A 14,307-nucleotide genomic window follows, 5' to 3' on the forward strand; every position below is an offset into this window, starting at 1 on the left:
ACATTCATGTATATGGTGTTATGTTACATAGGCTTCATTTAGCAACGACCAGGCGGTGAACTACGTCACGGATAGCTAGGTTTATTTGACGAAGCGGCACCATGCGACCATTCCCCGGAGGGGTTCGTCGGTAGCGTCAGATGTGTCTACGAGCCAGCCCGGGAGGGGGCCGGGGGCCCGGGACGGGGCCGTGGCGGGCCCCTGCAGGGGCCCTGCTCCCGCCGCTCGCGCCGGGCCCTCCGCGGGGGAGTGTCGGCCCCCGGGGGTGTCGGCGCGGACACTAGCCTCGGGGGCCGGTGTCCAGCGGGTGCGGAGGTGTCGTGACGTCGTCGAACGGGCCGTCGGCCGCCGCCTCGGCCCGGCCGGGGGCGAGCGTGTCGGCCCTGCCCGACCGCAACGAACTGCCCGACCGGGTGTGGACGGTGCCCAACGCGCTGTCGGTGCTGCGGCTGCTCGGCGTCCCGCTGTTCCTCTGGCTGCTGCTGGGCCCGCAGGCCGACGGCTGGGCGGTGATCGTGCTGATGGTCGCCGGCGCCACCGACTGGGCCGACGGCAAGATCGCCCGCGCCCTCGGGCAGTCCAGTCGGCTGGGCGCGCTGCTCGACCCGGCCGCCGACCGGCTCTACATCGTCGCCACGCTGGTCGCGTTCGTGCTGCGCGACGTCGTCCCGCTGTGGGTGGTCGCCGTCCTGGTCGGGCGCGAGCTGGTGCTGGGGCTGGCCCTGCTGGTGCTGCGCGCCCACGGCTACCCGCCGCTGCAGGTGCACTACCTGGGCAAGGCGGCCACGTTCATCCTGCTCTACGCCTTCCCGCTGCTGCTGCTCGCCGACGGCGACGGCCCGGTCGCGACCGTGGTCCAGCCGGTCGCCTGGGCACTCACCGTCTGGGGCGGGGCGCTGTACCTGCTGGCCGGCGCCTTCTACGTCGTCCAGGTCGCCGGGCTGGTCCGCGCCGACCGGGCGGCCCGGTGACGACGGTGCAGCGCGGTGGCGGGCCACGCTCGCTGGGCGCCTCGCTGCTCGACCAGGTGCTGGCCGAGACCCTCGACCCCGCCTACGCCCAGGCCGCGCGGGCCCGGGACGCACGCGCCGCGGGGGAGGAGGCCCCGCCGTCCCGGCGGCGTGGGCAGCTGGCCGTCGCGCTGGTGCTGGCCCTCGCCGGCCTGCTGGCCGCGGTCACCTACGACCAGGCCGCCGCCGGCGAGCAGGGCCGCGAGGAGGTGCGCGCGGCGCTGGTCGCCGAGGTCGAGGGGGAGTCCGGGATCACCGACCGGCTCGCCGCCGACCTCGAGGTGCTGCGGGCCGACGTCGCCGCCGCCCGGGACGACGCGCTGGCCGCCACCGCCGTCGGGCAGCGGGCCCTCGAGCGGCTCGAGACCGCCGAGCTCACGGCCGGGGCCCTCCCGGTCAGCGGCCCCGGCCTGCTGGTCACCCTCGCCGACGCCGGGCCCGACGCCGACGAGGACCCGGTCGGCGGGACGGCAGAGGCCGACCCCCGCGGCCAGGTCCGCGACGGGGACCTGCAGCTGGTGGTCAACGCGCTCTGGGCGTCGGGCGCCGAGGCGGTCAGCATCAACGGCCAGCGGCTGGGCCCGACGACGGCGATCCGCTTCGCCGGCGAGGCGGTCCTGGTCGACTTCCGGCCGGTCACCAACCCGTACCTGGTCAGCGCCGTCGGCGACCCCGCGACCCTGCGCAGCCGCTTCCTGGGCAGCCCCGAGGTCAACGCCCTGGCCGTCATCTCCGAGACCTACGGTCTGCGCTTCGAGTTCGCCCAGGAGGACGAGCTGTCCCTTCCCGCCGGGAGCCCGCCCGTGCTCCGTTCCGCCGTCCCGGTGTCCGAGGCGCCGCCCGTCCCGGCCCCCGAGCCCGCGCCGGGGGGCTGACCGTGATCCCGATCCTCGGCCTGGCCGCCGGCATCCTGCTCGGCCTGGTGTTCGACCCCACCGTGCCGCTGTGGCTGCAGCCCTACCTGCCGATCGCCGTGGTCGCCGCCCTCGACGCGGTCTTCGGCGGCTTCCGGGCCCGCCTCGACGGGATCTTCGACGCCAAGGTGTTCGTCATCTCGTTCGTGTCCAACGTCGTGGTCGCCGCGCTCGTGGTGTTCCTCGGCGACCAGCTCGGCGTGGGCGCGCAGCTGTCCACCGCGGTGGTCGTCGTCCTCGGCATCCGCATCTTCGGCAACGCCGCGGCCATCCGCCGGCACGTCTTCCGGGCATGACCGGCCAGCTGCACGCGGGTCCCGGGCCCGAGGAGACGCCGGTCGGCGCCTCCCCGGCTCCCGAGCCCGAGGGGACGCCGGGTACGGACGCCGGCCCGCCGGGGGACCCCGCCGGCGGACCACCCGGTGAGCAGCCGGACGCGCAGCCGGACGGGCAGCCGGACGGGCAGCCGGACGGGCCGAGCGCCGCCCCGGAGGGCCAGAGGAGACCGCGGCGCCGACGGGACCCGCTGGCCGCGGCGCTGATCGGTGTCCTGACCCTGCTGCTCGGGTTCGCCTTCGCCGTCCAGGTGCGCACCACGGGGACGGGGGAGGCGTACTCCGCCGCCCGCGAGGAGGACCTCGTCCGCATCCTCGACGACCTCGACGCCCGCGAGGACCGGCTGCGCGAGCAGATCGCCGACCAGCGGGCCGCGCTGCGCGATCTCACCAACGACGACAGCCAGTCCGAGGCCGCGCTGCAGGCGGCCGAGGAGCGCGCCGAGGCCCTCGGCATCCTCAACGGCACCGTCGCCGCCCAGGGCCCGGGGCTGCTGATGACCATCCGCGACCCGGAGGGCCGGGTGCGGGTCGCCGACCTGCTCGACGCCGTCCAGGAGCTGCGCGGCGCCGGCGCCGAGACGATGCAGATCGACGGCGTCCGCGTCGGGGTGTCGACGGCGGTCACCGGCGAGCCGGGCGCCCTCCGGGTCGACGGCACCGAGGTGGAGAGCCCCTACGAGGTCCGGGTCATCGGCTCGGCGCAGGACCTGGAGACGGCGATGTACATCCCCGGTGGCGTCGTCGACCGGGTCGGTCGGCAGGGCGGCAGCGTGGAGATCGAGCAGTCCGAGACCGTCGTCGTGGACGCGTTGCGGCCGCTCGACCGCCCTCAATACGCTCAGCCCGACACCGGTGACGGCGACTGACGCCGTGCCGGACCCCCACCCACCCCACCGACCAGGAGCCGCTGCATGACCACGCCCGACGACCGCCGTTACACCGAGCAGCACGAGTGGGTCCTGCTGCAGCCGGGTGGGGGCGAGGGCAGCGTCGTGCGGGTCGGCATCACCGACCACGCCCAGGACGCGCTCGGCGACATCGTCTTCGTGCAGCTGCCCGAGGTCGGTGCCGAGGTCGCCCCCGGCGCCCCCATGGGCGAGGTGGAGTCGACCAAGTCGGTCTCCGACGTCTACGCGCCGGTCGCCGGCGTCGTCGCCGCGGTCAACGAGGCCCTCACCGACGCGCCCGAGACCATCAACGCCGACCCCTACGGCGCCGGCTGGCTGGTCGAGATCACCGTCGCCGGGGACGGCGGCGACCCCACCGCGGAGCTGATGGACGCCGCCGCCTACCAGGCGCTTGTCGAGGCCGGCTGACCCGCGCGCCGGGCCGACAGCAGCGGTCCCCCCGGCCCCGGTGGCGATCACTATGCTGCCGGTCGGGGCGCCGCGGAGCCCGCTGAGCGACCGCTGAGCCTCACCCTGTACGTTCGGTTGACCCTCGGGTCGGCCGCTGGTTCCATGACCCACGGCCCGCCGTGCTCGACGCGGCGACCGACCCGCGACGGGCTGTCCGGCCCGTCGTCCGCCGGCCGCCCACGGCCAGACCCCAGGTCCGCGGCGGAGCCACCCCTGCACCGGAGGAGACAGACGTGCACTGCACTCGTTGTGGCCACAACAACCCCGAGGGCAGTCGCTTCTGCGCGCAGTGCGGCGCGGCGCTGTCCCAGGAGCGGATCGGCGAGTCCACCAGCGTCATCCCCAAGGTGGGTGGCGAGGACTCCGCGGAAACCCCCGAGGTCACCGAGGCCGACGCCCACGCCGGCGCGGTCGAGTCGCTGCCGGCGGGCTCGGCGCTGCTGGTCGTCAAGCGCGGCCCGAACGCCGGCAGCCGCTTCCTGCTCGACCAGGACGTCACCACGGCCGGCCGGCACCCCGACAGCGACATCTTCCTCGACGACGTGACCGTCAGCCGCCGGCACGTGGAGTTCCACCGCGAAGGCGGCGGCTTCTCGGTGCACGACGTCGGCAGCCTCAACGGCACCTACGTCAACCGCGAGCCGGTCGACGTCGCGACGCTGGCCGGGGGCGACGAGGTGCAGATCGGCAAGTTCCGTCTCGTCTACCTGACCGGTCCGCGCACGGGCGAGCCCGCCGGCGCGTGACCCGGCGCGCAGCCAGGGGGACGGGGACGGTGCCGACGACACGGACGGCGGCGTGAACGCGGCGTCCTCGCGCGCCGACGCGTCCGGGGAGCCCGACGGCCCGCACACGCCGCGCCTCACGATCGGCGAGGTGCTGACCGTGCTCCGCGAGGACTTCCCGGATGTCACGATCAGCAAGATCCGGTACCTCGAGTCCGAGGACCTGGTCCACCCGCAGCGCACGCCGTCGGGGTACCGGAAGTTCTCCTCGGCCGACGTGGCCCGGCTGCGGTACGTGCTGGCCGCCCAGCGCGACCAGTACCTGCCGCTGCGGGTCATCAAGGAACACCTTGAGGCCCTCGACCGGGGTGAACCGCTGCCCGGCAGCACGCCCCCGGCCGCCCCGCCGCCCGAGGAGGAGGCCGACACCGGCAGCCTGACCGGCGAGCAGTTCGCGCGGGCGTCGGGCCTGGAGGCCGGGCAGCTGGCCGACTGCGTGCAGTTCGGGCTGCTCACGCGCGACACGGACGGCCGGCACCCCGCGGCCGACCTGCCGATCGCGCGCGCAGCGGCGGGGCTGGCCCGGCACGGCATCGAACCGCGGCACCTGCGCGTCTATCAGAACGGCGCCGAGCGCGAGGCCGGGCTGGTCGAGCAGCTGGTCGCGCCGGTGCTCCGGGCCCGCTCGGAGGAGGCCCGCAACCGGGCCACCGAGAAGCTGCGCGAGCTGGCCGCCCTCTCCGCCCAGCTGCACGGTGCGCTGCTGGAGGCGCGCCTGCGGGATCTCCTGCGCCCCTGACTCGGGCGTACCGTGGTCGGGGTCGGGTATCGGCCGGAGTCCACGGCCCCCGGCGCCGACCCGTCGTCCACCAGCCGCCCCTACCGATCCACCGCCCGTCCCCGGGCCGCAGCTGAGGGAGCCCCACCGTGCAGGAACTCAGAGTCGTCGGCGTCCGGGTCGAGCTGCCCGGGAACCAGCCGATCCTGCTGCTCAAGGAGACGCAGGGTGAGCGGTACCTGCCCATCTGGATCGGTGCGGTGGAGGCGGCGGCGATCGCTTTCGAGCAGCAGGGGGTGCGCCCGGCCCGGCCGATGACGCACGACCTGCTCAAGGACGTCGTCCGTGCGCTCGGCGCGACACTCGAGGCGGTCAACATCACCGAGATGCGCGACGGCATCTACATCGCCGAGCTCGTCTTCGGCGACGACCGGGTGGTCAGTGCACGCCCGTCGGACGCCGTCGCCCTCGCCGTCCGCACCGGCGCGCCCATCTACGGCGCCGAGGAGCTGCTCGACGAGGTGGGGATCGAGATCCCCGACGAGCAGGAGGACGAGGTCGAGAAGTTCCGCGAGTTCCTCGACCAGATCTCCCCGGAGGACTTCGGCGCCGGCTCCGGCTCGGGCGGCAGCGGCCCCGCCTGAGGAAGGACCTCCTGCCCCCCGCCACTCGCGAGCTCGCGGCGGGACCCTGCAGGAGGCCGCCCTCCTCCCCGCCCTCCGCAGGCTCACGGCGGGACCTGGGACGGGTCGCAGAGCCGGCGGGCCTGGGGCGCATGTGACCGCTGTGACGGGCAGGGGCACGTGCGGCGGCTCCCTGCGGATGGCGGGGCGCTCCGGTCAAGGAGCGGGGCCCTGCGCCGATACCCCTCCGATGGGTGAGTGCTGCGACACGCCGCCCTGCTCAGTTGACCCACCCCAGGGCCCGGCTTACGGTCGGCGAACAACAGCGGTGTGACACCGGCGACCCGACGAGCAGCCCCGGCTGCAGCGACCCGAGTCCCGGTCAGCACCGCGGGGAACCGCGGCGTCAGCTGCGGGAGCAGAGGAGGACGCTGACGTGAGCGACCAGAGCAAGGGCTCCCAGGGTCAGCTCTTCAGCGACGCTGCCGTGGGCGCGCCGTCCTACGACGAGGTCGACAGCGACCTGGTCGGGTACCGCGGCCCGACGGCGTGTGCCGCTGCCGGCATCACCTACAGGCAGCTCGACTACTGGGCCCGTACCGGGCTGGTTGCGCCGTCGGTGCGCAGCGCCACCGGCTCGGGCACCCAGCGGCTGTACTCCTTCCGCGACATCCTGGTGCTCAAGGTCGTCAAGCGGCTGCTGGACACCGGCGTCTCGCTGCAGAACATCCGCAAGGCCGTCGACCACCTGCGCAACCGCGGCATCAAGGACCTCGCCAACGTCACGCTCTTCTCCGACGGCGCCACCGTCTACGAGTGCACCTCCGCCGAGGAGGTCGTCGACCTGCTCGCCGGCGGTCAGGGCGTCTTCGGCATCGCCGTCTCCGGCGCGCTGCGCGAGCTGTCCGGTGAGCTCGCCGAGCTGCCCGCCGAGCGCATCGACGGCGCCCCGCTGCACGCCGCGGACGACGAGCTCGCCGCGCGCCGCCGCCGCCGCGCCGCGGTGTAGACGGGGAATCCCCACACGAGGGCACCCGCACACCGCGGGTGCCCTCGCGCATTTCCCGGCGAGATCGCCGATCTCCCACGCGGGAAGCCGCGTAGCCGCGCCACATCGCCGATCTCGCCGCCTGCACAGCCGCTGGTAGCGTCGACGTAATGGCGGACCGTGCCCCTGAGCCCCTGCCCGCACTCGCCGCGCTGGACCCCGCCGGGTCCTTCGCCGCCCGGCACATCGGCCCGCGTCCCGACGAGACGCAGGCGATGCTGGCCGCCGTCGGCCACCCGACGCTGGAGTCCCTGGTCGACGCCTGCGTGCCCGAGGGCGTGCGCGACCGGACGCCGCTGGACCTGCCGCCGGCCGCGGACGAGGCCACCGTGCTGCGGTTGCTGCGCGAGCGCGCCGAGGCCAACGAGGTCTTCACCTCGATGATCGGCCTGGGCTACTCGGGCACGGTCACCCCCGCGGTCATCCAGCGCACCATCCTGGAGAACCCGGCCTGGTACACCGCCTACACGCCCTACCAGCCCGAGATCAGCCAGGGCCGGCTCGAGGCGCTGATCAACTTCCAGACGATGGTCGCCGACCTCACCGGCCTGCCCGTCGCCGGGGCCTCCATGCTCGACGAGGCCACCGCGGCCGCCGAGGCTATGACCCTGGTCCGCCGCGCGGGCCGGGCCAAGGCCGAGGCCGTCTTCGTCGTCGACGAGGACACCCTGCCGCAGACCCTCGCCGTGTTGCGCACCCGCGCCGAGCCGCTCGGCATCCGGCTGCACGTCGCCGACCTCTCCGCCGGCTGGCCCGCCGACCTGCCCGAGGCCGGCGCCTTCGGCGTGCTGCTGTCCTACCCGGGGGCCAGCGGCGCCGTCCGCGACCATCGCGGGCTGACCGCCGCCGCCCACGAGGCCGGGGCCGCGGTCGTCGTCGCCGCCGACCTGCTGGCGCTGACGCTGCTGGAGGCGCCGGGGGAGTGGGGCGCCGACGTCGCCTGCGGCAGCTCCCAGCGCTTCGGCGTCCCCATGGGGTACGGCGGCCCGCACGCCGGCTACCTGTCGGTGCGCGAGGGGCTGGCCCGGCAGCTGCCCGGCCGGCTGGTCGGCGTCTCGGTGGACGCCGACGGCGACGTCGCCTACCGCCTGGCGCTGCAGACCCGCGAGCAGCACATCCGCCGGGAGAAGGCGACCAGCAACATCTGCACCGCCCAGGTGCTGCTCGCCGTCATGGCCGGCGCCTACGCCGTCTACCACGGCGCTGAGGGTCTGACCGCGATCGCCGCCCGGGTGCACCGCAGCGCGCAGACCCTGGCCGGCTGGCTGCGGGCCGGGGGAGTGGACGTCGTCCACGACCGGTTCTTCGACACCGTGCTGGCCCGGGTGCCCGGCCGCGCCGCCGAGGTGGTCGCCGCCGCGGCCGAGCGGCGGATCAACCTGCGGCTGGTGGACGCCGACACCGTCGGCGTCGCCTGCGACGAGACGACGACGGTCGACACCCTCCGCCTGGTCGCCGGGGCCTTCGGGATGAGCGCGGACGACGCGGCGCTGGAGGACGGCGGGGCCGACGCGCTGCCGGCCGAGCTGCGCCGTCGCACCGCGTTCCTCACCCACCCGGTGTTCTCCGCGCACCGCTCGGAGACCGCGCTGCTGCGCTACCTGCGCTCGCTGGCGGACAAGGACCTGGCGCTGGACCGCACGATGATCCCGCTGGGCTCCTGCACGATGAAGCTGAACTCCGCGGTGGAGATGGCCGCGATCACCTGGCCGGAGTTCGCCCAGCTGCACCCGTTCGCCCCGGCCGAGCAGGCCCGCGGGTACCGGCAGCTGATCGACGAGCTGTGCACGGCGCTGGCCGAGGTCACCGGTTACGCCGCGGTCAGCGTGCAGCCCAACGCCGGCTCGCAGGGCGAGTTCGCCGGGCTGCTGGCCATCCGCGGCTACCACCACAGCCGCGGCGAGGCGCACCGCGACGTCTGCCTCATCCCGTCCTCGGCGCACGGCACCAACGCCGCCAGCGCGGTCATGGCCGGCATGCGCGTGGTCGTCGTGGCCTGCGACGAGGCCGGCAACGTCGACGTCGCCGACCTGCACGCCAAGGTCGACCAGCACGCCGACCGGCTGGCCGCGATCATGATCACCTACCCGTCGACGCACGGGGTGTTCGAGGCCGACATCCAGGAGATCTGCGGCGCGGTGCACGACGCCGGCGGGCAGGTCTACGTCGACGGCGCCAACCTCAACGCGATGGTGGGCCTGGCCCGGCCGGGGCGCTTCGGCTCCGACGTCAGCCACCTGAACCTGCACAAGACCTTCTGCATCCCGCACGGCGGCGGCGGCCCCGGCGTCGGGCCGATCGGCGTCCGGGAGCACCTGGTGCCCTTCCTCCCCGGCCACCCGCTGGTGGACACCGGCACGCAGGGTCCCGCGGTCTCGGCCGCACCGTGGGGGTCGGCGGGCATCCTGCCCATCTCGTGGGCCTACGTGCGGCTGATGGGCCCCGACGGGCTCACCCGCGCCACCGAGCACGCCATCCTCGGGGCCAACTACCTCGCCGCCCGGCTGCGCGAGCACTACCCGGTGCTCTACACCGGCGCCGGGGGGCTGGTGGCGCACGAGTGCATCCTCGACATCCGGCCGCTGACCAAGGCCACCGGCATCACCAACGACGACATCGCCAAGCGGCTGGTCGACTTCGGCTTCCACGCCCCGACGATGAGCTTCCCGGTGGCCGGCACGCTGATGGTCGAGCCGACCGAGAGCGAGGACCAGGGCGAGCTCGACCGCTTCGTCGACGCGATGGTCGCCATCCGCGCCGAGATCGAGAAGGTCGTCACCGGCGAGTACGACCGCACCGACAACCCGCTGCGCAACGCCCCGCACACCCTCGCCATGGTGGCGGGGGAGTGGGGGCGGCCGTACCCGCGCGAGGCCGCCGTGTACCCGGTGCCGGGGCTGCGCGGCCGCGGCTACCTGTCCCCGGTGCGCCGCATCGACCAGGCCTACGGCGACCGCAACCTGGTCTGCTCCTGCCCGTCGCCGGAGGCCTTCGCCGAGCCCGAGCCGGCGCCGGGGCCGGTGGCCTCCGTCCCGGACCGCAGCGAGGGTGCACCCGACGACCTGGGGACGGCGGCCGACGCCGTGCCCGCGGGCGCCCAGGCCTGACGAGCCCGACGAGCTGCGGCGTCGGCCCACCGACCGGCGCTGCAGCTGGCACTCGCCTGCGCTCGACCGTTATCCCTAACAACCGATCGCTGACCAGTGACAGGACGGGAACAGCGGTCGGGGCAGGGCCTCTCCGGTCCCGACCGCAGGCAGGACGTCGACACGTCCGGGCGACGCGCCCCGCGATGATCGCCGACGCTGGATGCGGCCGGTCGGTTCAGCCCTTGGCGTACGTCTCGGCCGTCTTGCTCTCGAACTCCAACGCCACGAACGGTTCGTCGCCCACGACCCAGGCGTCGTGGCCGGGTTCGAGACGGTAGGCGTCACCGGCACTGAGGTCGGCCTCGGCGCCGTCGGTCGCGGCGATGTGGATCGTCCCGGAGACGACATAACCGAGGTGCGCCGCCTGACAGGTGTCCGTGCCGGCCACCGGCTTGATGCAGTCCGACCATCTCCATCCCGGTTGGAGGGTGAAACGACCGACGGTGGCGTCGCCCAGGTGGACGACGCCCACGCTCGTCTTGGCCGGGGTCCGCGACTCGTCGGGGTGGTCCATGTTCTTCGTCTCGATGCTGGCCATCGCTGGTCGCCTCCTGCTCACTCGGAGGAGTTGGGATGACCGGGCAGTGTCCCGCGCAGCGCGACCGAACAGGATGCCCCTGCCGCGTCGGGCGAGGATGTCCGGTGCCATGAACTGTCCGCGCTCCGTCCTCGACGGTCAACGGGTGCGGCCGTGGGAGCGCCTCGCCGCGCCGTCATCGGCGCTCGACGGACCGGATCTGCGCTCGGAGTGGCGATCGGGGCGGCCATGAGGACGTCTCGGCCAATACTGCCGTTATCCCCAACAACCATACCAAAAAACGACGAAGAGGAAAAAGACGACGACGATCCGGGCCGGACCCTAGATCTTCCGGAGCAGCACCCGGCGGACCTCGTGGTCGGCCGCCTTCTGCAGCACCAGGCGGGCGCGCGAGCGGGTCGGCGCGATGTTGTCGCGCAGGTTGGGCCCGTTGACCGCCGCCCAGATGCTCAGGGCGGTCTCACGCGCCTGCTCGTCGGTCAGGTCGGCGAAGCGGTGGAAGTAGGCGCTGGTGTCGGCGAACGCCGTCCGTCGCAGGGCGAGGAAGCGCTCCACGTACCAGCGCTGGATGTCGGTCTCCGCGGCGTCGACGTACACGGAGAAGTCGAAGAAGTCGGAGAGGAACACCTCGGGCGCGCGGCCGTCGGCCCGCCGGCCGGCCTGCAGCACGTTGAGCCCCTCGAGCACGAGGATGTCGGGCCGGTCGACGACCTGCCGGGCACCGGGGACGACGTCGTAGGACTGGTGGTCGTACAGCGGGGCGCTGACCTCCCCGCGGCCGGACTTGACGTCGGCCAGGAAGCGCAGCAGCGCCCGCCGGTCGTAGCTCTCGGGGAAGCCCTTGCGCCCGAGCAGCCCGCGCGCCGCTAGCTCGGCGTTGGGCAGCAGGAACCCGTCGGTGGTCACCAGGTCGACCCGCGGGTGGCCGGGCCCGGCCGCCAGCAGGGTCTGCATCAGCCGGGAGGTGGTGCTCTTGCCGACGGCCACGCTGCCGGCCACCGCGATGACGTAGGGCACCTTGGCCGTCGAGTCGCCCAGGAACTCGCTGCGGGCCGCCCACAGCCGCCGGCTGGCCTCGACGTGCAGCCGCAGCAACCCGGCCAGCGGCAGGTAGACCGTCGTCACCTCGTCGAGGTCGATCCGGTCGCCGAGGCTGGCCAGCGACTCCAGCTGCGTCGCGTCGAGAGGCAGCGAGGTGCCCGCCGCGAGCGCCCGCCACGAGTCGCGGTCGAACACCGCGTAGGGCGACACCTGGGGCCGTGCCGCCGCCGTCACGCCACCCGTCCCACTCCGGTCACGGACCCCATCGTGCCGTCCGGCCTCCACGCCTCACCCGCCCGGGTGGGGCAGGGGCGTGCGACCGGCGGTCGAGCGGACGTCGTCGCACCACCCGTCTAGGGTGCCGGTGTGTCCCTGCTCCCGGGCCGGCTCGAGCGCGTCGAGCGGTACTTCGCCGCGGCTCCGCTGCCGGATGCACGCATCGAGTCCGTCGGCGGTCTCGACGTGCCGATCGGCGGCCCGACCTGGCCCTACCCGGCGCGGCCGCGGCCGGGGGAGCCGGTGACCGCGGACGACGTCCGGGCCGCCGTGGCGCTCCAGGAGGCCGCCGGCCTGCCGGTCGCGGTCGAGTGGATCTGCGAGGACGCGCCCACGGTCGAGGCCGCCGTCCGGGCCGCGGGGCTGACCGTGGGCTCCTCGCCGCTGCTGGTGGCCGTGGACCCGGTGGAGCTGCTGCTGCCCTCCGGCGTGCGGCTCTACCTCGTGGGCGCCGACGACCCCGAGCTGCCCCGCTACGAGCGGCTGGCCTCCATCGCCTTCGCCCACCCGGGACCGCGCTCGGAGGCCGACGGTGCCTCGGTCGGCGTGGCCTTCGGCTCGCCGCGCACCGCGGTGCTGCGCGAGCGGATCGCCACCGGCCGCACCGTCATGATGGTCGCGGTGGAGGACGGCGAGCCGGTGGCGGTCGGCACCCACCACCCGGTGGACGTCGGCGGCGCCGAGGTCACCGAGATCGCCGGCGTGGCCACCCTGCCGCGGCTGCGCGGGCGCGGCCTCGGTGCGGGGCTGGCCTCGGCGTTGACCGCGCACGCCCGGGAGACCGCCGAGCTGGTGTTCCTGGTCGCCGGGGACGACGACGTCGCCCGGGTCTACGAGCGGACCGGCTTCGCCCGCCTGGCCACCGTGGGCGTGGCCGACCTCTCCGCCACGGACTGAGCCGCCGTCAGCAGGTCGGCAGCAGGGGCACCGCCGCCGCCGCGGCCGCGTCCAGGGCTGCCCTGGCCCGGTTCCAGCCCACCGACGAGGGCACCTCGCTGAGCAGGACGACCACGCGCCCGCCGACAACGCCCAGCGAGTGCAGGTGCCGCTGGCCGCCGAGGCAGCACATCCAGCCCTGCTTGACCGCGGCGCCGGGCAGCGTGCCGAAGACGCCGAACTCCTGGTCGAAGCCGTCGGAGGCGATCGGGGTGGCCGTGCGCATCCAGCCCAGCAGCGCCTCGGCGTCGTCCGGGTGCGCGATCACCGGCAGCCGGGCGAGGAAGCGGGCCAGGTCGGCGGCGGTCGTGGTCGTCTCGCCCCACTGCCCCCACCTGCGCGGCGGCGCGGTGCCGGTGAGCCCGTACCGCACGGCGACGTCGCGGACGGCCCGGGCGCCGTCGAAGCGCACCCAGACGTCCGAGGCGACGGGGTCGTCGGAACTGCGGATCATCACCTCGAGCTCCGCCCGGTCGTCCGGTGTCAGGGCGACGGTGCCGGTGCGGGCGCGGTGCAGCACGTCCGCGGCGAGGTAGAGCTTGACCAGCGAGGCGGTGGGGAAGGGGCGGTCGGCCAGCTCGCTGCCCGCCGTCCGGGCCAGCACCTGCGCGGTGAGGGCCTCGGCGGCGCGGATCGAGACGTCGGTCCGGCGCTGCTCCTGACGGGCGACGACGACGGCGAAGGTGCCGAGGCCGCCGTGGGCGGCGGTCACCGCGGGGACGATCTCCGCGGGCGTCACGTCGTCGGCCGCTGCTGCCCACCGGGGGACGCCCACCCCGGTGAGCAGCAGCGCGAGCAGCACGACGGACACCACGGCCGACGGCGCGCCCCAGCGGGCCCGCCGTGGCCTGCCCCGGTGTGCCGCAGCCGTCGGCATGCCGCCATGGTGCCCGGCTCAGGTGACGGGTAGGAAAATTCTCAAGCACCGGCTGTGTGTCCGGAGCGCTGCGCGTCCGGCCCGTCGCGGTGCGGCACGAGACGGGGCCGTTCAGCTCTGCTCGTAGGTGGCGACCAGCACAGCACGGGCGAGGGTGTGGCTGAACAGGTTGAAGCCGAGGAAGGCGGGGGAGGCCTCCGGCGGCACGTCGAGCCGGTCGACGTCCACGGCGTGCACCGTGATGAAGTAGCGGTGCGGCCCGTGGCCGGCCGGGGGAGCGGCGCCCACGTACCCGGGGAAGCCGGCGTCGTTGCGCAGCTGGACCGCACCCTCCGGCAGCCCGGAGCCCTGCTGGTCGCCGGCGCCGCTGGGCAGCTCGGTCACCGACACCGGGATGTCGGCCACGGCCCAGTGCCAGAAGCCGCTGTGGGTGGGGGCGTCGGGGTCGTAGACGGTGACCGCGAAGCTCCTGGTGCCCTCGGGGAAGCCGGACCAGGACAGCTGTGGCGAGCGGTCCTCGCCGCCGGCGCCCATGACCCCGCTCACCTGGGGCCGCTCCAGCGGCGCGCCGTCGGTGACGTCGGTGCTGGTCACCTGGAAGCTGGGCACCTGCGGCAGGAAGTCGTAGGGGCTGGGCGGCGTCGGGCGGTCGGCCATGGACGGGCTCCTCGGGTCTCGCGGGGGACGGCGGGGACG

At 74.6% G+C, this 14,307-nt stretch carries 15 protein-coding genes; 11 read left to right on the top strand and 4 right to left on the bottom strand.

The window, feature by feature from the left end; all coding sequences use genetic code 11:
* The first annotated feature begins 320 nt into the window (after window positions 1–320).
* The 10 genes from CNO22_RS05465 to gcvP all read left to right on the top strand — a co-directional run bounded on the left by CNO22_RS05465 (window position 321) and on the right by gcvP (window position 9,901).
* Complete coding sequence (locus tag CNO22_RS05465; protein ID WP_100498328.1) at window positions 321–971, top strand: CDP-alcohol phosphatidyltransferase family protein; 651 nt, start codon at window positions 321–323, stop codon at window positions 969–971.
* The gene (locus CNO22_RS05470) at window positions 968–1,885 is read left to right on the top strand and encodes a DUF881 domain-containing protein (RefSeq protein WP_100498329.1); all 918 of its coding nucleotides are present in this window, start codon (window positions 968–970) and stop codon (window positions 1,883–1,885) included. The genes CNO22_RS05465 and CNO22_RS05470 overlap by 4 nt, the downstream gene beginning before the upstream one ends.
* 2 nt (window positions 1,886–1,887) lie before the next feature.
* A complete protein-coding gene (locus CNO22_RS05475) occupies window positions 1,888–2,220 on the top strand; it encodes a small basic family protein (RefSeq protein WP_072913992.1) in 333 nt (110 codons plus the stop codon).
* Window positions 2,217–3,128, top strand: a complete 912-nt coding sequence (locus CNO22_RS05480; RefSeq protein WP_232806811.1) for a DUF881 domain-containing protein — start codon at window positions 2,217–2,219, stop codon at window positions 3,126–3,128. Before CNO22_RS05475 ends, CNO22_RS05480 begins: the two co-directional genes overlap by 4 nt.
* 45 nt (window positions 3,129–3,173) lie before the next feature.
* Entirely contained in the window at window positions 3,174–3,578 is a 405-nt protein-coding gene (gene gcvH / locus CNO22_RS05485) for a glycine cleavage system protein GcvH (RefSeq protein ID WP_100498330.1), read from the top strand.
* Window positions 3,579–3,853: 275 nt separating this feature from the next.
* The gene (gene odhI / locus CNO22_RS05490) at window positions 3,854–4,366 is read left to right on the top strand and encodes an oxoglutarate dehydrogenase inhibitor Odhl (RefSeq protein ID WP_012948792.1); all 513 of its coding nucleotides are present in this window, start codon (window positions 3,854–3,856) and stop codon (window positions 4,364–4,366) included.
* A 52-nt stretch (window positions 4,367–4,418) separates the two neighbouring features.
* Window positions 4,419–5,144 carry a transcriptional regulator FtsR gene (gene ftsR, locus CNO22_RS05495; RefSeq protein ID WP_100498331.1) on the top strand — a complete coding sequence of 242 codons (726 nt, stop codon included), beginning with the start codon at window positions 4,419–4,421 and terminating at the stop codon, window positions 5,142–5,144.
* Between the two features lie 128 nt (window positions 5,145–5,272).
* Window positions 5,273–5,767, top strand: coding sequence for a bifunctional nuclease family protein (locus tag CNO22_RS05500; RefSeq protein WP_100498332.1), 495 nt, complete (start codon window positions 5,273–5,275; stop codon window positions 5,765–5,767).
* A 415-nt stretch (window positions 5,768–6,182) separates the two neighbouring features.
* Window positions 6,183–6,755, top strand: a complete 573-nt coding sequence (locus CNO22_RS05505) for a MerR family transcriptional regulator (RefSeq protein ID WP_100498333.1) — start codon at window positions 6,183–6,185, stop codon at window positions 6,753–6,755.
* Between the two features lie 149 nt (window positions 6,756–6,904).
* The gene (gene gcvP, locus CNO22_RS05510) at window positions 6,905–9,901 is read left to right on the top strand and encodes an aminomethyl-transferring glycine dehydrogenase (protein WP_100498334.1); all 2,997 of its coding nucleotides are present in this window, start codon (window positions 6,905–6,907) and stop codon (window positions 9,899–9,901) included.
* A 217-nt stretch (window positions 9,902–10,118) separates the two neighbouring features.
* On the opposite strand, the gene CNO22_RS05515 is transcribed toward gcvP, so the two are convergent.
* Both CNO22_RS05515 and coaA read right to left on the bottom strand, forming a co-directional pair.
* Complete coding sequence (locus tag CNO22_RS05515) at window positions 10,119–10,481, bottom strand: cupin domain-containing protein (RefSeq protein ID WP_100498335.1); 363 nt, start codon at window positions 10,479–10,481, stop codon at window positions 10,119–10,121.
* A 321-nt stretch (window positions 10,482–10,802) separates the two neighbouring features.
* Window positions 10,803–11,756, bottom strand: a complete 954-nt coding sequence (gene coaA, locus CNO22_RS05520; protein WP_100498336.1) for a type I pantothenate kinase — start codon at window positions 11,754–11,756, stop codon at window positions 10,803–10,805.
* 132 nt (window positions 11,757–11,888) lie between these two features.
* Between coaA and CNO22_RS05525 the strand changes: the two genes are divergently transcribed.
* Complete coding sequence (locus CNO22_RS05525; protein ID WP_100498337.1) at window positions 11,889–12,695, top strand: GNAT family N-acetyltransferase; 807 nt, start codon at window positions 11,889–11,891, stop codon at window positions 12,693–12,695.
* Between the two features lie 7 nt (window positions 12,696–12,702).
* Here CNO22_RS05525 and CNO22_RS05530 read toward each other — a convergent pair whose 3' ends face one another.
* A complete protein-coding gene (locus tag CNO22_RS05530) occupies window positions 12,703–13,611 on the bottom strand; it encodes a class A beta-lactamase-related serine hydrolase (protein ID WP_232806812.1) in 909 nt (302 codons plus the stop codon).
* A gap of 111 nt (window positions 13,612–13,722) precedes the next feature.
* The gene (locus CNO22_RS05535; protein ID WP_100498339.1) at window positions 13,723–14,268 is read right to left on the bottom strand and encodes a YbhB/YbcL family Raf kinase inhibitor-like protein; all 546 of its coding nucleotides are present in this window, start codon (window positions 14,266–14,268) and stop codon (window positions 13,723–13,725) included.
* Between the last annotated feature and the right edge of the window lie 39 nt (window positions 14,269–14,307).

Origin of the sequence: Geodermatophilus chilensis (genome assembly GCF_002802985.1) — a bacterium.
GTDB classification, from domain to species: Bacteria; Actinomycetota; Actinomycetes; order Mycobacteriales; family Geodermatophilaceae; genus Geodermatophilus; species Geodermatophilus chilensis.